Annotated in this window: 17 protein-coding genes; 6 read left to right on the plus strand and 11 right to left on the minus strand. The window is 45.4% G+C overall.

Going from position 1 to position 21088, the window contains the following annotated elements:
* Positions 1-67 precede the first annotated feature (67 nt).
* The 5 genes from hrpA to Nant_RS01935 all read left to right on the plus strand — a co-directional run bounded on the left by hrpA (position 68) and on the right by Nant_RS01935 (position 7975).
* On the plus strand, positions 68-4048 hold the full coding sequence (hrpA, locus tag Nant_RS01915) for an ATP-dependent RNA helicase HrpA (RefSeq protein ID WP_338011152.1): 3981 nt from the start codon (positions 68-70) through the stop codon (positions 4046-4048).
* Between the two features lie 362 nt (positions 4049-4410).
* Entirely contained in the window at positions 4411-5364 is a 954-nt protein-coding gene (locus Nant_RS01920; protein WP_054339950.1) for a porin, read from the plus strand.
* A gap of 163 nt (positions 5365-5527) precedes the next feature.
* Positions 5528-6256 carry an MlaA family lipoprotein gene (locus Nant_RS01925; RefSeq protein WP_082400016.1) on the plus strand — a complete coding sequence of 243 codons (729 nt, stop codon included), beginning with the start codon at positions 5528-5530 and terminating at the stop codon, positions 6254-6256.
* Between the two features lie 34 nt (positions 6257-6290).
* Complete coding sequence (locus Nant_RS01930; protein WP_054339951.1) at positions 6291-7496, plus strand: PP2C family protein-serine/threonine phosphatase; 1206 nt, start codon at positions 6291-6293, stop codon at positions 7494-7496.
* Complete coding sequence (locus tag Nant_RS01935) at positions 7493-7975, plus strand: STAS domain-containing protein (RefSeq protein WP_054339952.1); 483 nt, start codon at positions 7493-7495, stop codon at positions 7973-7975. The genes Nant_RS01930 and Nant_RS01935 overlap by 4 nt, the downstream gene beginning before the upstream one ends.
* A 236-nt stretch (positions 7976-8211) precedes the next feature.
* Here the strand turns inward: Nant_RS01935 and tal are convergent, their stop codons facing one another.
* The 10 genes from tal to Nant_RS01985 all read right to left on the minus strand — a co-directional run bounded on the left by tal (position 8212) and on the right by Nant_RS01985 (position 17822).
* A complete protein-coding gene (tal, locus tag Nant_RS01940; protein ID WP_054339953.1) occupies positions 8212-9165 on the minus strand; it encodes a transaldolase in 954 nt (317 codons plus the stop codon).
* Between the two features lie 32 nt (positions 9166-9197).
* Entirely contained in the window at positions 9198-10250 is a 1053-nt protein-coding gene (dusA, locus tag Nant_RS01945; protein WP_420798922.1) for a tRNA dihydrouridine(20/20a) synthase DusA, read from the minus strand.
* A 218-nt stretch (positions 10251-10468) separates the two neighbouring features.
* Positions 10469-11566, minus strand: a complete 1098-nt coding sequence (locus Nant_RS01950) for a 2Fe-2S iron-sulfur cluster-binding protein (RefSeq protein WP_054339955.1) — start codon at positions 11564-11566, stop codon at positions 10469-10471.
* Between the two features lie 8 nt (positions 11567-11574).
* Positions 11575-12117, minus strand: coding sequence for a 1,2-phenylacetyl-CoA epoxidase subunit PaaD (gene paaD / locus Nant_RS01955; RefSeq protein ID WP_238377044.1), 543 nt, complete (start codon positions 12115-12117; stop codon positions 11575-11577).
* A gap of 3 nt (positions 12118-12120) precedes the next feature.
* On the minus strand, positions 12121-12885 hold the full coding sequence (paaC, locus tag Nant_RS01960; protein WP_054339957.1) for a 1,2-phenylacetyl-CoA epoxidase subunit PaaC: 765 nt from the start codon (positions 12883-12885) through the stop codon (positions 12121-12123).
* Positions 12886-12905: 20 nt separating this feature from the next.
* A complete protein-coding gene (paaB, locus tag Nant_RS01965) occupies positions 12906-13193 on the minus strand; it encodes a 1,2-phenylacetyl-CoA epoxidase subunit PaaB (RefSeq protein ID WP_028469980.1) in 288 nt (95 codons plus the stop codon).
* A 12-nt stretch (positions 13194-13205) separates the two neighbouring features.
* Positions 13206-14147: a 1,2-phenylacetyl-CoA epoxidase subunit PaaA gene (gene paaA / locus Nant_RS01970; protein WP_054339989.1), complete on the minus strand. Its 942-nt coding sequence runs from the start codon at positions 14145-14147 to the stop codon at positions 13206-13208.
* Between the two features lie 375 nt (positions 14148-14522).
* Positions 14523-15281 carry a glycerophosphoryl diester phosphodiesterase gene (locus Nant_RS01975; RefSeq protein WP_054339958.1) on the minus strand — a complete coding sequence of 253 codons (759 nt, stop codon included), beginning with the start codon at positions 15279-15281 and terminating at the stop codon, positions 14523-14525.
* 2 nt (positions 15282-15283) lie between these two features.
* Positions 15284-15853: a LemA family protein gene (locus tag Nant_RS01980; protein WP_054339959.1), complete on the minus strand. Its 570-nt coding sequence runs from the start codon at positions 15851-15853 to the stop codon at positions 15284-15286.
* 58 nt (positions 15854-15911) lie between these two features.
* On the minus strand, positions 15912-17822 hold the full coding sequence (locus tag Nant_RS01985; RefSeq protein WP_054339960.1) for a DUF2207 domain-containing protein: 1911 nt from the start codon (positions 17820-17822) through the stop codon (positions 15912-15914).
* 142 nt (positions 17823-17964) lie between these two features.
* Between Nant_RS01985 and Nant_RS01990 the strand changes: the two genes are divergently transcribed.
* Positions 17965-19944: a TonB-dependent copper receptor gene (locus tag Nant_RS01990; RefSeq protein WP_143773593.1), complete on the plus strand. Its 1980-nt coding sequence runs from the start codon at positions 17965-17967 to the stop codon at positions 19942-19944.
* 115 nt (positions 19945-20059) lie between these two features.
* Here Nant_RS01990 and Nant_RS01995 read toward each other — a convergent pair whose 3' ends face one another.
* Entirely contained in the window at positions 20060-21088 is a 1029-nt protein-coding gene (locus Nant_RS01995) for a lipid A deacylase LpxR family protein (protein WP_054339962.1), read from the minus strand.

The following is a 21088-nucleotide window of genomic DNA, read 5'->3' on the forward strand; positions in this document are numbered from 1 at the left end:
TAAGCATCATTTATAAAAGCACCTCCCTTTACGCCCATCTCCCTTTAAAACAGTTTATGTGAATCTAGTGAAAGACAATACAGAACGACTATCTCCGTCAACATCGCCGCCGTCAACATCTGAGCCAATGTCTGCATTTATTGAGCGACTTGATACCTGTCTGACGATGGATCAGCCTCGTCTGCACAATAGTATCCGTAAGATGCTTGACCGGATTAAAAAGAATCAGCCGATTGATGAGATGCGATCACACATAGAATCGCAGATTGACGCCAGTCAGAAGCGGGTCGAGTTACGTCGCGTGTCGATCGGGACGATTCATTACCCCGAGCTACCGGTAGCGGATCGCAAAGAAGAGATCAAAGACGCTATCAGCAAGCATCAGGTAGTGGTAATTGCGGGCGAAACAGGGTCAGGTAAAACTACTCAGCTACCTAAAATATGCCTTGAATTGGGTTATGGTTCGCAAGGCTTAATTGGTCATACACAGCCGCGTCGCTTAGCGGCCCGTACAGTGGCAACGCGTATCGCTGAAGAGCTGCAGTCGGAGGTGGGGGCAAAGGTCGGTTATCAGGTTCGTTTTACCGATCAGGTAGGTGAGTACTCGCTGATTAAGTTGATGACCGATGGTATTTTACTGGCTGAAACTCAACATGACCCATTATTGAGAAAATACCAGGTCATCATCATTGATGAAGCGCATGAAAGAAGTCTGAACATTGATTTCCTGCTGGGCTATATCAAGCGAATTTTGCCACAGCGGCCTGACCTTAAGCTGATTATTACCTCCGCAACCATTGATCTGGAGCGATTCTCCGAGCATTTTGGTAATGCTCCTATTATTCAGGTGTCAGGTCGGACTTACCCTGTAGATGTGTTATACCGGCCTCTGCTAAGTGATGAAGAGGATCAGCAGGACAAAACCATACAGCAGGGCGTTTTGAGTGCCGTAGAGGAAATAACAGATCTCGATAAAGCCGATAAACGCACCGGCCCGCGCGACATATTAATATTTTTCAGTGGCGAGCGTGAAATCCGAGAAGCCGCAGAGCTACTACGCAAAGCGCAGTTACGCGATACCGAGATCATGCCGTTGTATGCGCGTTTAAGTGTATCCGAGCAAAATAGGATCTTTCAGGGCGCGCGCGCTACCGGTCGACGCATCGTATTAGCCACCAACGTGGCTGAAACGTCGGTGACGGTACCGAATATCCGTTATGTGATAGACACAGGTGTCGTACGTATTTCGCGTTATAGCTACCGCTCCAAAGTGCAGCGGTTGCCGATAGAGGCTATTTCTCAGGCTAGCGCTAATCAGCGTGCAGGCCGCTGTGGACGTATTGCGGCCGGTGTCTGTGTGCGTCTCTACAGTGAAGAGGACTTTACACAGCGGGCAGAGTTTACCGACGCCGAAATTCAGCGTACCAACCTGGCGGCTGTCATTCTGCAAATGCTTAACCTGAAACTCGGGCATATTGCTGATTTTCCTTTTATTGATCCGCCTGATAGTCGTTTTGTCAGCGATGGTTTTAATTTGCTGGAAGAGCTGGGGGCGGTGAATGCTCGCCGACAGATGACGCCTGCCGGTAAAAAGCTTAGCCAGTTACCGGTTGATCCGCGTATTGGCCGCATGATTCTTGAAGCAGAAAAACAGGGTGCGCTGAAAGAAGTTTTGATTATTGCCAGTGCGCTAAGTGCTCAGGACCCGCGTGAACGTCCAATGGATAAGCAGCAGGCTGCCGACGAGAAGCATAAACATTATACTGATGATCAGTCTGACTTCGTCACGCTGTTGAACCTGTGGGGTCTTTACGAGGTGCAGCGCCAGGAGCTTACGCAGAACCAGTTGCGTAAATACTGCCAGCAACACTTTCTTTCCTTTATGCGCATGCGTGAATGGCGTGACGTGCATCGTCAGTTGCACCTTGCTGCTAAACAACTGGGATTAAAGGAAAACGCAGAACCGGCAGGCTATAGGGAGCTGCATGTATCCTTGTTATCCGGCCTGTTAAGTCATATTGGTTTTAAGCAGGAAAACAAAGAGTTTCTGGGTGCCCGCAACCGCCGTTTCAATATATTTCCGGCCTCGGCGTTGTTCAAAAAACCGCCTAAATGGGTCATGGCGGCGGAAATGGTAGAAACTACCAAGTTGTATGCACGTATGGTGGCGCGTATCGAGCCGGAATGGGCGGAGCCCCTGGCCGCGCATTTGGTCAAACGCACTTACCTCGAACCTGCGTGGCAAAAAAAGCGGGCGCAGGTGGTTGCGATAGAGCAGGTGACGTTGTTCGGACTGCTGATTATACCCAAGCGGCCAGTACATTACGGCGTGATTGATCCCGAAAAATCACATCAGATTTTTATCCGGTCAGCCTTAGTCGAGGGTGATTTTGATACCAAAGGTGCATTCTTTAAGCATAACCAGGCCTTGCTTGGTGAGATAGAAACGCTGGAGGCCAAATCAAGGCGTAAAGATCTGCTGGTGGATGAAGACACCCTGTACGACTTTTATGCGCAAAAATTTATAGAACTCGATGGCACGCACATTGTTAATGGTGCGGGTTTTGAAAAATGGCGTAAAGGCGCAGAAGCCAAGCGTGAGAATGCGCTTTATTTGACCGAAGCCGATCTGCTGCAACGCTCAACCTCTCATGTGTCTTTGAGTGACTACCCCGACGAGCTATCCTGGAAAGGTATAAAACTGGCATTAAGTTATCATTTTGAGCCGGGAGCTATTGATGACGGCGTGTCAATTTCTGTACCGCTGGCATTATTAAGACAGCTACCGGTTAAGCGTCTTGAGTGGTTGGTGCCGGGTATGATTAAAGAAAAATATATGGCACTGCTCAAGGGTTTGCCAAAGCAGCGGCGTAAGAACTTTGTGCCTGTACCTGATTATGCGGGTGCGCTAGCGGAGGCTATCGTTTTCGGAGATGGCGATGTGTATGAAGCCATGGCGCATCAATTATTGCGTATGAGCGGTGTAAAGTTAGCAGTATCGGAGTTGGCAGAAGTTCAGCTGGATGATCACTACCGTATCAATATTAAGTTAGTCGATGATACCGGCGTGCTAGTAACGCAAAGCAGGGATTGGGGCGTGTTGTGTGAGCAGTATGGCTCTCACTCAGATGCGGCGATTAAAGAAGGGCCAGAAGATAGCTGGGGTAAAAAAGGTATTACCGAATGGGACTTTGGTGATCTGGCCGAGAAAATACAATTACGCCAGGCCGGTGGAATCATGCTGGATGCCTGGCCTATGCTGGTGGATCGTAAAGATAGCGTGGAATTAACGCTTGCCATGAATAAAGCAGAAGCTACACAGCAGTCTATTCATGGTGTTACGCGTTTAGCTATGTTGGCAATGGGGCAACAGATTCGTTTTTCCCGGTCAAAAATACCGCGTCTCAATGAGAGTGTTTTGTTTGCGAGTAAAATTTACACTAAAAAAGAACTGGAAAACGATATCATTCTCCATGCTATTCGCCGCGCTATGCAATTAGATATAAACTTACCCAGCTCTAAGAAAGAATTTGAGAATAGGGTGGCGATAGCCAAAGTAGGGCTGCATGCGGCGGTGCTTGAATTAGCGGGGCTTGTTTTTAAAATACACCAGCAGTATCACGCTATTCTGAAGCAGGTAAAAAGTAGTGTTTCTTTTGAAGCAGTGACAATTTTAAATGACATAAAAAGCCAATTAGAAAATTTACTGCATAAGCATTATTTATTGCATCTATCGTGGCTGGAGCTGACTCACTACCCAAGATATATGGAGGCTATAGTTATGCGCCTCGAAAAGTTCCCGCGGGAAATTCCACGTCAACGCTTATTGAGTGATCAGTTACAGCAGCTATGGAACGGATATAATACGCTGCAAGAGCATAAAAATAAAATAGGTGGAATGACGGAGCAAATAAGTGAACAGCTTAATAGTTTTCGTTGGTATCTTGAGGAATACCGCGTTTCGCTTTTTGCGCAGCAGTTAGGTACAGCAGAAAGTGTCTCTGAAAAGCGAGTAAAGCAGCGCTGGAAAGCGATACAAAGTGATTAAGGTCAACGTAAGATTGGTTTCTGTTATAAAACAATTATAGGAAACTTTAATAAGGTTGCGGAGTCTGCTTCGCTGTGTTGTAATGCATCCAATTTAAGCATAACCATTAAAACATAGTTTTGATGGAGTAAAGGCTTAGATAATAACAGGTCAGGATTTTCAGCGTTACATGGCTTTGTTAGAAGAAAAAATTAGAGAATTTTATAAACATATGAAAGAAAAATTGAAAAAAACACTTTCATCTGTTTGAAATATTTTAAATTTATAGTACTTTCTTAGTTCGTACTGTTCTGTAAAAGAGCGGGCATTAAGAAAAACTTGAATTCACTACTATTATGTTGAATCTTGAAGGGGAAATATTGATGAAAAAGTCACTGATCGCTCTAGCTGTTGCTGGTGCTCTGACTGCTCCAATGGTTGCACAGGCTGACGCTACACTTTACGGTTCTTTACGTCTGATGGCAGTAGCTGAAGATGGTAAATCACTGGACGTTGCTGATAACGCTTCACGTGTTGGTATCAAGGGTTCTGTAGACACTAACATTGATGGCGTAAAAGCTATCTACCGTGGTGAGTGGAAAATTAACGGTTCTGGAGCTAACGAAGCTAACTTCGGCGAAGGTCGTCTGGCTTATGTTGGTTTGACAGGTGGTTTCGGTACAGCTGCAATCGGTCAGCAGTGGACTCCTGAATACAGCTTCGTAACTGGCGCTGTTGATATTCTGGATGGTACTTCTACTGCTGTAACAGTAGATGTGTTCCGCGCAAGCAATGTGATTTCTTATGTTACTCCTGCAATGGGTGGCTTTCAGGCTGCTTTAGCTGTTGTAGCTAACGACAACTCTGTAACAGGTGCAGCTGCTGTTCCAAACACTTCATTTACTGTTAATGCTGTAGCAGATGACGAAGATGCTGATTCTTACCACGTTGCTGCTAAGTACTCTGTAGCTGGCTTCACTGCTGCTGCATCTTTCATTGGTGTTGAGACTGCTCAAGACATGGACAGAACTGCTGTTTCTGTAGCTTATGCTGCTGACGCTCTGTATGTTGCTGCTTTGTATCAGAACCATGAAGATTCTGTTGCAAATGATGATGATGATAGCTACGAGTTAGCCGGTTCTTATGCATTCGGCGATACTAAAGTATTGGCTAACATTGCTGATATGGGTAACGATGCTCAAATATACGGTCTCGAAGTTCAGCAGACTCTGGGCAAGCAAGCTCGCTTATTTGCTAACTACAAAGAAGCAAACGACGATGCAGAACTTGCTGGTAACGGCGATACTTTCTCTGCTGGTATGCGCGTAGATTTCTAATCTGAACTTAGATTAGTTACTCTCTTAAAAGGCTCCTTCGGGAGTCTTTTTGCGTTTTAGCAGAGTTTAGAAGAGTTTACTAAAAGTTAGGTAAGAGTTTGATTTTATTTTTCAGCACAGTGCCTTACAATTAATAAAGTTTATGTTGTGGCAGGAATTTCCGATGGTGAGTAAGCGAATGGCTGGGTTAAGTAAAAACGTTGTGTTAGGTGGCTGTGCTGCGTTAAGCGTTGTTTTTGTTGTTTCTGGCGCACAGGCAAGTGTTAAAGCAGACCCTTGGGAAGGTATGAATAGAGGTATTTATGGTTTCAATAAGGGCGTTGATCGTATAGTTATAAAACCGCTGGCGAAAGGTTACCAGGCGGTCACGCCTGACATCATCGAAACAGGTTTCCATAATTTCTTTTCAAACCTCGGCGATGTAACCTCGTTAGCGAATAATCTGTTGCAGTTTAAGCTAGAGGCCTCAGCAACTGATTTTTCCCGTATTGTCTTTAATACTACGTTTGGCCTGGCTGGTTTAATTGATGTTGCTACGCCAATGGGACTTAAAAGTACAGATGAAGACTTCGGGCAGACATTAGGTTATTGGGGAGTGACGTCGGGTCCTTATGTTGTGCTGCCGTTTTTAGGTCCTAGTTCGGTGCGCGATGGTCTTGGAAGAATACCGGATAGCTATACCAATGTGTGGGCGAGTGAGGTTGATCATATTCCTAGCCGTAATGCGGGATATGGAATTGATCTGCTGGATACGCGCGTAGGCTTCTTCTCGACAGAAAAACTCATTGCCGGGGACGAATATAGTTTTGTTCGAGATGCTTATCTGCAGCAGCGTAAGTTTGTTGTTAAAGACGGGCAAATGGATAGTAAATTTAACCAGGAAGATTTTTAACGATAATTAGCGCTGACAGATTATTCCACTTTATATGATGAATCACTTATCAAGCATCCAACTCATTAGCTTTAATAATGAAGATTTGATTTTAGTCAGGTCAGTGCTGGGTGGTGCAGATGTTAATGCTGTTGATCAAGGTTTATCCGTTACACTCCCGTTGTTTAAGCACTATGGTATTTATATCATTTGTATTGAAGATCGGTTGAGCTTGCAACAGATAGACCGATTAGCTGAGGATGAGCGCTTTCCCGTTATCGTCATCTTGCGTGAAAATAGTGTGGTGTCTGTCATTGAAGCGTTAAGAGCCGGTGCCGACGATGTGTTTTATCTTGAAACTCTTCAGTGTGAGCAGTCCACGTTTAATGCTTCAATAGAGAAAAAGCTAACCCGATGCCGCTTGCTTTATGAGCGGCTTGTGTATCGGCAAGGGCTTGAAATGTCTCTTGAGGAGCTAAAAAACGATCAGCGCGCAGCCTACCAGGTTCAGGGGCGATTGCTTCCGGCTCCACAGCAAGTTATTCACGATATAGAGTTTCAATACAGCATTACACCGTCATTAATCGTTAGCGGAGATTTTGTGGATGTCGTTGCTATTGATGATGAGTTGACGTTATTTTATCTTGCAGATGTCTCTGGGCATGGCGCATCCTCTGCGTTAGTAACGGTTCTCCTGAAAAATCTAACAAGCCGATTGCTGCGTAATTTCAAACGGGCTTCCAGTTATGATATTTTGTCTCCTCTAAAAACGCTGGATCGAATTAATTCAGAAATATACTCACTGGCACTGGATAAACACCTGACGATTTTCTGTGGCTTAATTAATCATGTTGAAAACACCTTAACGTATGCGGTGGGTGGGCATCATCCTATGCCGATTTATAAGTCTGCGCATAAAACAGTAGTGCTCCAGGGTAGAGGCATGCCGGTCGGTTTATTTGCCGAGGCTATATTTACTCAGAAGATGATAGATCTGGATAATGATTTTTCTTTATCTCTTTTCTCAGATGGCGTTTTAGATCTGTTATCCGGGTCTTCTATTAAAGAAAAAGAACAAAATTTATTTGATTGGGTGGATAATAACGCCGCTGATCTTGAAGGGCTCAAGTCTCATATTTTTCAAAAAAATAAACATCAGGATCAATATCCCGATGACATCACCATAATGTCGGTTTCGAAAATTTCAGCGGGAGCTTCATCGGAAGTTTCATCGAAAGTATTAACGAGAGTATTATCATGAGCTGCGGCACTATTTATTATGCGACTCTTGATAATCACTATGTTATTAAGTTTGTTGGTGAAGTACGTTTAACCTTGTGCTCTGCTTTAGATACGCATCTTGAGAAGGTTTTAGCATCAGATAAGTGCAGTTATGTGTTAGTAGATTTAACGCAAGCCACTTGTCTGGATAGTACAACCCTTGGTTTGATCGCTAAATTAGCCATTCGGGCGCAGCATTGTGCTTTACCTAAGCCTATTCTGGTGTCTACTCATGAAGATATAACCCGAACTTTATTAAGTATGGGGTTCGATCAGATATTTGTTTTACTCGATACGCTTCCTGACACGTTATATGAGTTACAACAAATACCTATGGTTCAGGAATCTGTTGAAGAAACCCAAAGGCGTATTATTCATGCTCACAAATTATTGATGTCATTAAATGATTCAAACTACGAAGCATTTAATAGTCTGGTGAGTGTTCTTGAGAGAAAATAGGAGTTTTTCCTATGTTCTTTATTTATCGCATCTGTAAAATATCAATTGTCAGGGAAGTAGCAGGGATGTTGTTTATACGAATGGATTTGTGCTTCTGACCATTGCTCCGGGATTGTTGCGATGACTTACAGGATGTAAAGGAAGGGCTCGCTGCAGGATGCATAAGAGCCCTTTATTTTATCTGCTTTTTAGTACTTTATTCAGAGCGTCATTCAGAACTTTAATCCGGACTTTATTCAGAGCTTCGCTAAAACCTGTTCTAATTTGACCTGATCTGCCGCAAACCCTCTTATGCCTTCAGCCAGTTTCTCTGTTGCCATTGCGTCTTCGTTCATTAGCCAACGGAAAGTAGCCTCATCATTGTCAGGTATTGATATCTTTGAAGAGGCTGATTCAGCGCTCAGTTTTTGTAATAGAGGTGCATGACTATTTTCTAACTCAAGCATAAGTTGAGGACTGATTGTGAGTCGGTCGCACCCTGCAAGCTGCTGTATTTCCGTAATATTTCGGAAACTGGCACCCATTACGATGGTGTTAAAACCGTTAGATTTATAATAGTTATAAATACTGGTAACTGATTCAACGCCGGGATCTTGTACGCCCGAGTAGTCCTGATCTGGTTTATTCGACTTATTCCAATCGAGTATTCTGCCGACAAAGGGCGAGATCAGATAGGCACCCGCATCGGCACAGGCGGCTGCTTGAGCAAAGCTAAACAGCAGTGTCAGGTTGCAATTAATCCCTTCCTTCTCCAGCGTTCTGGCTGCTTGAATACCTTCCCAGGTCGATGCGATTTTGATTAAAATCCGATCATTGCTAATCCCGGCGTCATTATAAAGCTGGATTAATTGATAAGCCTGTTTCAGTGTTGCCTGGGTATTAAACGACAAGCGTGCATCTACTTCAGTGGAAATTCTCCCCGGAATTATTTTAAGAATTTCAAGGCCAATTAAGACGCTGAGTTTTTGCGTCATAAGGCTGAACTGCTCGTCTGCATCATTGCTTTGCAGTAGCGCCCAGGATTTGGCTTGTGCAAGCAGCGGTGCGTAAATAGGGAGGCTGGCCGCTTTGAGCAGAAGAGACGGATTGGTGGTTGCATCGACAGGCATAAACTGAGCGATTGCTTCTATATCGCCTGTATCCGCAACTACGGTGGTCATTGATTTAAGTTGCTGTAATTGGCTTTCCATTAGCGGATTTCCATAAGTTAATGTGTTGATGATTAAGTAAAGTCTTTGATTTTCGACAGCGCTTGGTGAATGACTTCTATACCAGCACCTGGCTTGTGCGCTTGCTCGCTAATCAGGCGCCGAAATTGTTTACCCCCGGGCATTCCATGGAATATATTCAGAATATGGCGCGAAATATGATTAAGGTAAACGTCTTGTTTTAATTGTGTTTCGATGTACGGTAAATAGGCTTCTACGCTTTCTATACGACTCATCAGGGCATGGTTATCATCATATAGCCGGTTATCTACCTCAGCCAGTATATAGGGGTTTTGGTACGCCTCACGGCCCATCATCACACCATCGATATGCTGGAGGTGATGCTGACACTCATCCAGTGTTTTGACGCCTCCGTTGAGAATGATTTCCAGCTCAGGGAATAATTGCTTGAGTTGATAGACTCTCTCGTATTGTAGCGGCGGTACATCTCTATTCTGCTTCGGGCTGAGTCCCTGCAAAATGGCTTTGCGGGCATGCACAATAAAGGTGGTGCAACCAGATGCTTTAACGGTATCGACAAAATGATGGAGATGCTCATCGCTATCAAGTTCATCAATACCCAGGCGATGTTTAATGGTGACGGGAATCGTTGCAGCGTCGAGCATGGCAGACATACAATCCCGTACTTTTTCGGGGTATTCCATTAAACAGGCGCCAATCATATTGTTCTGAACGCGATCACTGGGGCAGCCCACATTCAGATTGATCTCATCGTAACCGTATTCCTCAGCCAGGCGTGCACATTTAGCCAGATCAGCCGGATCGCCTCCACCCAATTGTAAGGCTACGGGATGCTCGCCTTCGTTATAGGCAAGGTGGCGATGTTTATCACCGAAGATTAACGCCCCTGTAGTGACCATTTCCGAATAGAGAAGCGCATTTTTGGAGAGTGTTCGATGAAACATTCTGCAATGCTTATCGGTCCAGTCCATCATCGGCGCAACAGAGAAGCGGCGATTCACGCTATCCCGGGTAGCTACTGTAGTTAAAGGAACAGGCGTTGCTGGGCTTGCCGGATTTGTGCTTGTTGCTATTGGATTATTCAAAGCCTGTATTTGTTCCTAAGTGTTTTTTGTCATAATCAGACGTAATGGCATGATTATATATCAGGCGTCAAAAAGATTCGATCAGCGAAAAGCAGCAGCGCGATGATTTAGCTTTTGATCGAGAGGGAGCGGTATGAGGAGATGATTCAGTGAATTTAATAAATAAAGCCCTGCCGGCAGGGCTTTATCGGATCAGTAGCATCTATTCAGATGTCGATTTAGCGTTGATCGAAATCGACCACGACTTCATCTGAAATAGGATGTGCCTGGCAGCTAAGAATGTAACCCGCTTCGATCTCGTGTTTTTCAAGACCATGAGTGATGTCCATGTCGACTTCACCTTTCATCAGTTTACACTTACAGGTAGAGCACACCCCGGCTTTACAGGCGTAAGGTAACTCGATGCCGTTATCCATACCGGCATCGAGAATGTTTGAGCCTACGGTTGCCAGTTCAAACATGATCGAACGGCCATCAGCAATAACCGTCACTTTGCTGAGTTTTTCTTCACCAAACTCTTCGATACGTTTCTGGGCTTTGTCCAGAATCGCCTGAGAGTCGGCTGATGAGTTAGCAAACAGCTCATAGTGAATCTGGTCGTCGTTCAAGCCTTCCATACGGAAACCGCGGGAAATTTCAGACATCATAGACTCAGGGCCACAAATAAAGGCTTCATCTGTCGTTTTGATGTCGATAAGTCCGCTTTTCTGCAGGGCGTATCCTTTTTTGTTATCGATGCGGCCATTCAGAAGATCTGCGCCCTGATCTTCGAAGTCCATAATATTGATCCACTGAAAGCGATCCATATAACGGTTTTTGACGAAGTTCAGCTCTTCTTTAAACATCACTGAGTTACTGCGACGGTTACCGTAGATCAGGGTAACACGGCTATCCGGTTCAACGGACAGCACGGATTTGATGATCGAAATCATCGGTGTAATACCTGAGCCTACTGCGATGCACATATAGTTCTTGGCATTGTCAGCTTTGAGTTCAGTGTAGAAGCTACCCTGCGGAGGCATCACTTCGATATCAGTACCGGCTTTAAACGTATCATTGGCAAAGTTTGAGAACTTACCGTTCTTTACGCGCTTGATACCGACGCGCATATGCCCGTCGTTAATACCTGAGCATATTGAATAAGAACGACGTACTTCTTCACCGTCGATCATTGCCTTAATGGTCAAAAACTGACCCTGGATAAATGTAAATTTTTCTTTCAGAGCTTCTGGAACATCGAATGTTACACAGATAGCCGTATCCGTTTCCGGTTGTACGTCAGCTATCTTTAATGTGTAGAAATTGGTGTCAGACATCGCTTCACCTATATCTTTTTAAAATAGTCAAATGGCTCGCTGCAATCATTGCATTGGAACAGTGCTTTGCAGGCGGTAGAGCCAAACTCACTGATCCTGCGAGTGTTTCTGGAACCACAATGAGGGCATCGGGCATGCGCTTCAGGTGTTAAGCCATCTTCACAAAGATCGGCATCTTCCGGTGGCGCAATACCATATTCGCGAAGATTTTTGCGGCCTTGCGGCGACATCCACTCTGAACTCCAGGCTGGCGAGAGTTGGGTGTTTATAACCACCTCTGAATATCCTGCTTTGTTCAGTGCGGTTTCTACATCGCTACTGATGGTATCCATAGCCGGGCAGCCGGAGTAGGTGGGAGTGATGGTCACTACCACGCTGCTTCCATCGCGCTCTACATCACGTAAAATGCCCAGATCCCAAATACTGAGTACAGGTACTTCAGGATCTTTTACCTCATCAAGAATATCCCAGAGTTCTTTTACCTCTGCGTTATTGCGTTGTTGCAGACGTTGATATTGCTCGTCTGGCATCAGTGAGATCTGTTTCATCATCAATTACCACTGACAACCAGGATGGGAGCGGTGCACAATCTGTAACTCGGTCAGCATGTGACCCAGATTTTCAGTGTGATAACCGGTGCGTCCACCCCGTACAGCCCAGCTGTCTTCAGGTACTGTGATGGTTGCTTCGGTGAGAATAGCACTGACATCTTTGTGCCACTGATCACGTAGCTTAGAAACATCCACACCAATACCGTTGTCAGCCAGCAATTGCTCAGTGTCATCCATGTCAAACATCTCATGGGTATAACCCCAGAGTTGATCGACGGCTTTCTGGGTGCGTTTATGGCTTTCTTCGGTACCCTCTCCTAAGCGATGCACCCAGTCACGACTACGGCGTACATGGTATTTGGTTTCTTTGATGGCTTTGGCAGCAACGGCGGCGAGTCTTTCATCTTTTGATTTCACCAGTTCCGGTAGTACCAGGCTGTAGTAAACATCAGCAAACAGTTGGCGAACCTGTGAATAGGCAAAGTCACCACGCGGCATTTCGAGTAATAGCAGGTTGTGATAATCGCGATCACTGCGCATATAGGCAAAGTCGTCTTCGGTGCGGCCATCAGCAGCGAGTTCTGCCGCATAGGTGTAGAACATCCGTGCACGGCCTACGTAATCTAGTGATACGTTGGCGTAGGCGATATCTTCTTCCAAAAATGGACCATAGCTTACCCATTCAGATATGCGGTGTCCCAGTACAAGAGCGTCATCACCTAAGCGCGTCGCATATTCCAGTGTGGCTGCTTTAATTGCATCACTCATCTTAAATAGTCCTCACTGAATTACATGTTGTTGACAGGGTCAGGCAAGACATAATAAGTCGCGTGACGGTAAGGTTTGTCATCTGAAGGATCGTAAAAGCTTTCAGCATCATCTTCTTGAGAAGCGCAGATATCGTTCGATTTCATCACCCAAATGCTAACGCCTTCACTACGACGCGTGTAGCAATCCCGCGCGTATTCCAGTGCCTGTGCGTGATCTTCTGCGTGTAAGCTGCCGACGTGTTTATGATCAAGCCCACGTTTTGAGCGGATGAATACTTCAAACAGTTCTAGTTTTTCAGTTGTCATGTCAAATACCCCTTACGCCACGTTTTTTACTTTGTTGGCATTTTTTTTGTCGTTATATGCAGTAATAGCGTCACGTACCCACGCGCCTTCTTCATGAGCGGCAACATGATGCTCAATACGCTGGCGGTTACAGTGGCCATTTCCATTGATTACGCTGTAGAACTCTTCCCAGTCGATGTCGCCATGATCATAATGGCCGCGCTCTTCATTCCATTTGATCGCTGCATCCGGGTGCTCTAATCCTAAAAATTCGATCTGTGGCACTGTCTGATCGATAAATTTCTGGCGCAAGTCATCATTGGTTTCACGCTTGATCTTCCACTGCATCGACTTAGCAGAGTGTGCTGATTCTGCATCGTGAGGACCAAACATCATGAGTGCGGGCCAGTAGAATCGATTTAATGAATCCTGTGCTATCTGTTTCTGTTCTGGTGAGCCTTTAGCCAATACCAGAAGCGCTTCATAACCTTGACGCTGATGGAAGCTTTCTTCTTTACAGATACGGATCATGGCACGCGCATAAGGGCCGTAAGAGGTTCGCTGCAGCGATACCTGATTGACAATGGCTGCGCCATCAACCAGCCAGCCAATCGCGCCAACATCACCCCAGGTAAGGGTCGGGTAATTAAAGATAGATGCGTACTTAGCCGTACCTTTTTGCAATGCTTCAATCATTTCTGCGCGAGAAATGCCCAGTGTTTCACAAGCGCTGTAAAGATACAGTCCGTGACCTGCTTCATCCTGAACCTTAGAAAGCAGAACGACTTTGCGACGTAAGGAAGGCGCACGAGTGATCCAGTTTCCTTCAGGCTGCATGCCGATCACTTCAGAGTGAGCGTGTTGAGACATCTGGCGGATAACATTTTTGCGGTAAGCATCCGGCATCCAGTCCTTGGGTTCGATTTTCTCTTCAGCGTTGATCTTACGCATGAAATTTTGTTCTTCTGGCGTCATCATTCTGCTCTCCGATCTTCTTGTTCGTTTGTCAGACTATGAAATTTTTTTATTGTCTTCATAGCGGTCACATCTATCGGTCTTGTCGTTAAGAATAAATGTACCTCGAAATATTTTTAAATGATACATAAAAATACTCAAAAATGTAAATTAGTGTATCACTTAGTCTGTTTTTATTTTCTCATGCAGGTGTTTATAAGACTTAAGGTGAGGGTTGAGGCTAGCGTTGAGACGAAAGTTGAGGCGATAAATAACATCCAATGAGATGATGCGGTTTTTAATCATTTAGTCTGAAAAAGGCTTATAGCAGCCACCGCAAGGTGGCTGTTTGTAGTGGTCAATTGGGTAGCAGAATAGGTGTTGGATCGATTCAGTTTAGCGAGGAGAGAGCAGGTGCGGGACGTCTGAAATAATACTATCGACACCCATATGCCAAAGTTTTTTGGCTATATCAGGGTCATTGCAGGTATAGATAAATAATTGATAACCGGCGGTTTTAATGGCGATCGCGAGTGGTAGGGTTAAATGCTGCCAGTCACAATGTAGACTGACGGCTCCCAGTTCCTGCATCGTCGTGTGCCAGTTCTCTTCTATTATTTCATATAAAGGGCCAAGCAGTTGTTGCGGGTCACGCTGACGATAAAGGCGAAGTATCTCATGATCAAAACTACTGATTAAGAGTGGTTTATTGCTTTTCCAGTGGTTTTTTATCAATGGGTATATCAGGTTAACTGTCGTGTGGGGTGTAACACCTTGCTGTGCTTTTAATTCAAGGTTCAGTCCAATATTTAGCTCAGACAACAGCACGAAAGCCTCAATCAGTGTAGGGATGGGTTCGCCTTTAAACGTATCAGAAAACCAACTGCCAGCATCGATCGTGAGCAGGTCTTGCTGGTTGATACTGAGGAGAGAACCTTGTCTATCGCTGCAGCGGTTTAACGTGTCATCATGGCATAGCACAATAGTACCATCACCCAAAATGCTGGCATCCACCTCGATCCAGTCTATTTTATGAAGATGAGCGACTTTAATGGCCGCGAGGGTATTTTCAGGGGACAGAGCCGAGAGGCCCCGATGGCCAATAATGGCGCTGGCTTGTATCGTTTTACCCATATCGATTTTCTTATTTGTCATACTCAGAACCTCACAACAGGTGCTTTTTTAACATCGGCTGATTCTATTTCATCCAGTTCAAAGAAATCAAAGCGGTTAAAGCTAAAACGCTGAGCGACTAAGTTGGATGGAAAGCTATCAACCATAATATTCAGGTCACGGGTCGAGCCGTTATAAAAGCGTCGTGCCATCTGGATATGATCTTCCAGCTCTTTTAATTGTTCTTGTAAATCCAAAAAGTTGGTGTTGGCTTTTAGGTCCGGATAGTCCTCAGCGAGCGCAAATAGCTGGCGAAGCGCGCCGCTTAAAACCGTTTCGGCCTGCGCCGTACTTGCCGTACTGGATTGTCCTGTTTTAATGGCGTTGTTGCGTGCATTGACGACTTTTTCAAAGGTTTGCTGTTCATGTGATGCATAACCCTTAACGGTTTCTATTAAATTAGGAATAAGGTTATGACGACGCTTTAGTTGCACTTCAATGCCGCTCCATGCTTCCTCTGCCCGCGTTTTTTTATCAACTAAGCCGTTATAAAGACTGATGACATAAAGTGCGCAAGCTACGATGAGAGCTGCAGTAATCGAGAGTGTTATCACAGGATGTATTCTCCGCCAGCGTGGGTTAAAAGCAATAATCTAATCAATAAGTCGGGGCTCACCATCCGCCACCACCCCCTCCGCCACCACCACCGCCAGACGAACCTCCGCTAAACCCGCTACCTGAGGAGGAGGGAGGGGTAGACGATGATGCGATAGCGCTGTCGAGTCCGTTGGACATATTCGATGTCAGGTTTGAAAAGTCGTTATTCGTGTGACCATGGTACCAGTTCATTGCTGTACCACCGCTCAACGCAGAAGCCGCCAGTAACGCAGTAAATTTTTCCCCCCACTCATTCTCAACGCCCAGCGATATAGCGTAAGGCAGATAGCGTTCGAACAGCTCAGGTGTTTTATCCGGCGGGTGCTGAAAATTAAGAAGGTCTTTCTCGGCCACGGATAGGTAATGTTTAAAGCCTTCTATCTTATCCAATGTCGCCCGGCCGGCAAGGGTCGGTGCTTCTAATAGCCAATAAAACAACATGAGTAACAACGCGGATATCAGATAATATGCAGGAATAGCCATGCTGTTGAGATCAATACTCAATGTATCAAAAGAAGAAAGGAAGGGTCCTCCTAGCGTAAAAATGAAAATGACCGGCAAAAGGACAGGGATCAGCCTGATGAGCGTCTTAACGGGCGAAGTGGATTTTACAGCACGAATTGAGCTGCGAATGGATGTAACAAAGACGACACCGAAAATTCCTGCAGATGCGGATAGAAGAATCAGTTCAAAACGCTGGTCTTGAATCGCCATCATAGCCCCAAGAACAACGCAGATAACAACCCCCATAAAAAACCAAAGACGATTATTGATGAAATTTTGCTTTGCATACTCTTGAGTAAGCGTGTGCTTAAGTTCTGTCTTTGCGTTAGCAATGGTTGAGGAGTATTTCCCGCCAATAGTTTGCTGCTGCAGGTTATTACTAAACAAATGGGCCGCTAATGTTTTTTCGCTGGGAAAGAAGTCAGTTGTTTTTCCTGTTCTGCTTAGTGTGTAAGTGTTTTTTGAAGGTGATGCTTCAATGGTCAAAAAACCTTTTACTGCGAGGTTGACCAGCGCTCCTGTAAAAGCGGACGGTTTAAAGCGACGGTCTTTTATGAATTGGCAGGCAGCCGGGGATAGACCTTCAGGCGGTGTGAAAAGAGGAATAATAGTACTACCTTTAGGGTCGCGCCCGACGACAAACCATGCAATGAGCAAATACACAAAAACAATCAAGGTGGAGATTGCAGCATAAATCGTTTCACGGTAATCCTGCATACCCCATTCTATGTGTTGAAAATCTGAAGGCGGAGAGACTACGCCTTTGTTCCAGGCCAGCAGCACGGTCATCCCTTCGCGGCTATTGAGGGGTCGACTGGTTTTAAATTCTACTTCGAAAGGCAGGCTTTGGTATGTGTCAACATGGCTGGCTGTACTGCCTTGAGCGCCGGTAAAGGCTTTATATTCTTTAATGTATGCCGATGAGGGAAGAGAGATAGTGGTGCTGGCATTATCGATAGGAAAACTAAAGCCATGGCCTATGGCATTAAAATAGAGTTCATCCCGCTGATCGAGAAATTGTATCTGGCGATTAGTGCGATAAAAAATTTGGTAACTATGTTCGCCCTTAGAAACATATTTTTCACTGTCGCCGATATAGATACGCGTACCGTTTTGGCGTTTTTCGGTATGAAACGGTTCGCTTTGGCCATCGCGCAAGATGCTGATGATTTCAAAACCGACATGCTGCGTCTGATGGTTAGCTAAGGTGTAAACAGTGGGGATATCCCGATAGATGCCGCGCCGAATGACCGCATGTTCAGCATTGACCTTAATGCTCTCTGTTATTAGCAGCTCACCATCTGCTTTGACCTGAATATGAGTGTTGTAGTCGAGAATACGTTCCTCAGCCGATGTTAAACCTATGCTCATAAATATGATGCCGAGCATTACCATAAAACGTGTTAATACAGTTACTTCCACGGTTAGATCCTAAGCTAGTTCGCTATGATATTGTGATTTAGTCTACCGCTATCCTTGTCGTTAGTCTGCGGCGTTTTGCCACATTTTTTAAAACATTAGCCGCTGCTAAAATGCTTTTTTCTAATGTTTTGAGGTGAAAGGTTTGAAAAGTCAGCGGAAGATGCTCTGTATTTGTTGTTCGTTAATATCAGTGGGTGTGCAGGCGGATGAAAGCCCTCTGATGGTTGAAGTCACTCGCGGAGTCTTGCTTGATCAATCCGCTAGTTATTTTACATCAGAGTCGATGGCTTATAAGCCGGGTGCTGATATGGCGGAGCTGTTACGTTCAGTCAATGGAGTATCAGGCACGAGAATGGGCGGACGTGCAATTGATCCTATTATTCGTGGTCAACGGGAGACGCAGCTCAATGTTCTGCTGGACGGCGCTTATATTCATGGTGGTTGTCCCAATAGAATGGATCCGCCAACGACTTATGCCTCAGGCGATAGCTATGACTCAGTCACCTTGATTAAAGGAAGTCAGACGGTTTTATATGGCAGTGGTGGTAGTGGCGGAACTGTGATTTTAACCCGCGAAAAACCGCTATTTAATGAGCAGGGATATGCCGCCACAGTGACGGGGGTTGCTCGTAGTAATGGCGAAGGAGGAACGCTATCAACCGATATAGCCGCTGGAAATGACCAGGGTTATTTTCGCTTTATTGGTGAAGTTGCCGACATGGATAGCTACGAAGATGGTAATGACGATAGTGTGCGATCCGCCTATCGATCTCGTTCCGGCGCACTGATTGTGGGAACGCAGATGGGTGAAAATACCGATCTGACGATCAGCTATGATCGTAATGAGGAGCGTGATGTACTGTTTGCGGGAGCCGGTATGGATTCTCCCGAGTCGAATGCGGATATTTATCGCGTCAAACTTGAGCATAGTTTTGATGGTGGGATGATTCAGAGGATGAAGGCTGAGTTATTTCAGAGCAATGTTGATCATCTGATGGACAGTTATTCACTCAGAGATAAAACGGCAGGTATGTTCGCCCCTAGTAGCTCAGATACCAGCGGTGGTCGGGTTATCTTTGATGGCTGGTTTGGCGCGCATCAGGCCTCGTTTGGTGTGGACTATCAAAATAATACGCGTAATGGCGTGGTGTATAGCTATCCGGCGAATAAGTTGATGGGGCAGTTATGGCCTGATGTCAGCATTGAACAAATGGGGATTTTTGGTGAAGTAAGTCGTTCACTGTCAGCAACGAACCGCGTGAAGCTGGGGCTGCGTTACGATTACATTACGGCTGATGCGGATAACGACAATGACGTCTTTATGATGAATCAGACGGCGGCAGTGCTTTATGGCGCATCGCCTGAACAGCAGAGTGAGCATAATATCGCTGGTTTTGTCACCTGGCAGCACTCGCTTAATCAGAGCTACCAAGTGGAAATGACCGCTTCACGTAGTGTGCGTACGGCAGATGCGACTGAGCGGTATATGGCAAAAAGTAATTGGATTGGTAATCCCTGGTTAGCACCTGAAAAACATCACCAGATCGAATGGGTATTGAGCAATACTGCAAAGTCTCCGTGGTCACTGTCAGCTTATTACAACCGCATCGATGATTACATTCTGCGTTATCGCGACAGTTCGATAGAGCGCTATCGTAATGTAGAAGCGGAAATATACGGCGTTGAGTTTGAGCATCAATACCCGCTTAGTCAGCAATGGTTATTGAAAAGCAATCTCAGCTATACCGTTGGTAACAATCTGGATAATGATCAGGCGTTGTCGCGTATATCGCCACTCTCTGCACGTCTGCAGGCACTGTATCAATCGGGGAAATGGGGGGGCGGTATCATCAGTAGTCTGGTTGCCTCACAAAACGAGGTTTGTCTGGCGTCATCAGATTGTGCGGGTTTGGATGTCACTCCAACAGCAGGTTATGGATTAGTTGACCTGTTTGCTGATTATAAGATCTCACCTGCCGTGACGCTGGCTGCTGGTATCGATAATGTGTTTGATAAAACGTATCGGGTGCATGAAAGCCGTGATGATGTGTTTGATCCGACACCGTTGCAGGTAAACGAACCCGGCCGGTCGGTGTGGATGAAGCTGTCGGCCCGATTCTGATAGTAACCCTGAACTGAAAGACCCTACTATTATCCGTGCCTATTTCGAATAGGCGCGGATAATATTGTATAGAGATACTTTGTTTTATAAGAACCTATTCCAATAAGAACGTATTTTAATAAGAATAAGCAACCGTAAACGAGCCGTAACTTTGTGCATCTTTCTGAGCTTCAAACTCTTTAGTGCGATATACCTGCGCGTAGGATACTTTCCATTTGTTATAAACACCGGCAATACCGAAGGCCGCATCGGCGACTAAGTATTTTTTATCAACAGAGTGGCTGCTCTGAAAAGTATTACCATCAAGAAATATATTTCGTGCAACCAGGCGACCGTCTATCGAGATAAAAGTGTGTACTCCCCAGCCTTGACGTAGGCGTGGATCTGCATTTCCCGGCGCGCTGTTATCACCACCGGGACGCAGTGCAGAGGTGCCGAAATCATCCGGCAGGTGGAAACCAAAACGTATTTCTGCCCCGGTATTAGCATAAATGCCGACGTTGCCGAAGCTGCCACCATAATGGGTGATTACATCATATCCAAAGCGGCCAAAAAGTGGCTGCTTGGCTATTCGATGCTTGTACTCCCATACCAGTTGAAGACCCAATTCATTTTTTAATTGATTATCCCAGCCCTGAAATAAGTCGATACCGCGGGCGCGATGTATCAGGTTCTGGGCGTCTTCTGCCAGTGATGCAGGGCCCACAACACCAATATTAAGCTCAACAGAGTTTAGCTTGTTGTTGGTTTTTGCATGGTAACCAAAACCCGCATAGAGCCAGCCTGCATAGGGCCGGTCGTTTGGGTCGAGTGTGACGCGTGCTTTATCTTCGGGGGTATACATCTGTTGGCCAATCGTAAATACAAGATTACGATGAATATCATCTTTATTGTTTTCAGGATGTGGGTACAGAGGAGTGAACCAGTAATTGACTTCGCGTAACCATGCCGGAAGTGCCGGATCATACAAATAGGTGTCAATGTCAGGAGATACCCAGGCAAGCCGGATACCGTTGGTATAACTTTGATCCGTGTCGGCAAAAAGATCATTTTCAAAATACAGATTTTGTGTCCATGGTGCGGCGATAGCGGGCACGCAGAACAGGTGTAGTGATGCCAGCAATGTTACGTGTTTTAGTGTCAT

Origin of the sequence: Neptunomonas antarctica (assembly GCF_001305295.1) — a bacterium.
Lineage (GTDB): Bacteria > Pseudomonadota > Gammaproteobacteria > Pseudomonadales > Balneatricaceae > Neptunomonas > Neptunomonas antarctica.

What these genes read in the sequence shown, in the direction of transcription:
- Nant_RS01920 (WP_054339950.1), top strand. Translation starts at nt 4,411, where the DNA reads ATGAAAAAGTCACTGATCGCTCTAGCTGTTGCTGGTGCTCTGACTGCT.
- Nant_RS01925 (WP_082400016.1), top strand. Translation starts at nt 5,528, where the DNA reads ATGGTGAGTAAGCGAATGGCTGGGTTAAGTAAAAACGTTGTGTTAGGT.
- Nant_RS01930 (WP_054339951.1), top strand. Translation starts at nt 6,291, where the DNA reads ATGATGAATCACTTATCAAGCATCCAACTCATTAGCTTTAATAATGAA.
- Nant_RS01935 (WP_054339952.1), top strand. Translation starts at nt 7,493, where the DNA reads ATGAGCTGCGGCACTATTTATTATGCGACTCTTGATAATCACTATGTT.
- tal (WP_054339953.1), bottom strand. Translation starts at nt 9,165, where the DNA reads ATGGAAAGCCAATTACAGCAACTTAAATCAATGACCACCGTAGTTGCG.
- Nant_RS01950 (WP_054339955.1), bottom strand. Translation starts at nt 11,566, where the DNA reads ATGTCTGACACCAATTTCTACACATTAAAGATAGCTGACGTACAACCG.
- paaD (WP_238377044.1), bottom strand. Translation starts at nt 12,117, where the DNA reads ATGATGAAACAGATCTCACTGATGCCAGACGAGCAATATCAACGTCTG.
- paaC (WP_054339957.1), bottom strand. Translation starts at nt 12,885, where the DNA reads ATGAGTGATGCAATTAAAGCAGCCACACTGGAATATGCGACGCGCTTA.
- paaB (WP_028469980.1), bottom strand. Translation starts at nt 13,193, where the DNA reads ATGACAACTGAAAAACTAGAACTGTTTGAAGTATTCATCCGCTCAAAA.
- paaA (WP_054339989.1), bottom strand. Translation starts at nt 14,147, where the DNA reads ATGACGCCAGAAGAACAAAATTTCATGCGTAAGATCAACGCTGAAGAG.
- Nant_RS01975 (WP_054339958.1), bottom strand. Translation starts at nt 15,281, where the DNA reads ATGACAAATAAGAAAATCGATATGGGTAAAACGATACAAGCCAGCGCC.
- Nant_RS01995 (WP_054339962.1), bottom strand. Translation starts at nt 21,088, where the DNA reads ATGACACTAAAACACGTAACATTGCTGGCATCACTACACCTGTTCTGC.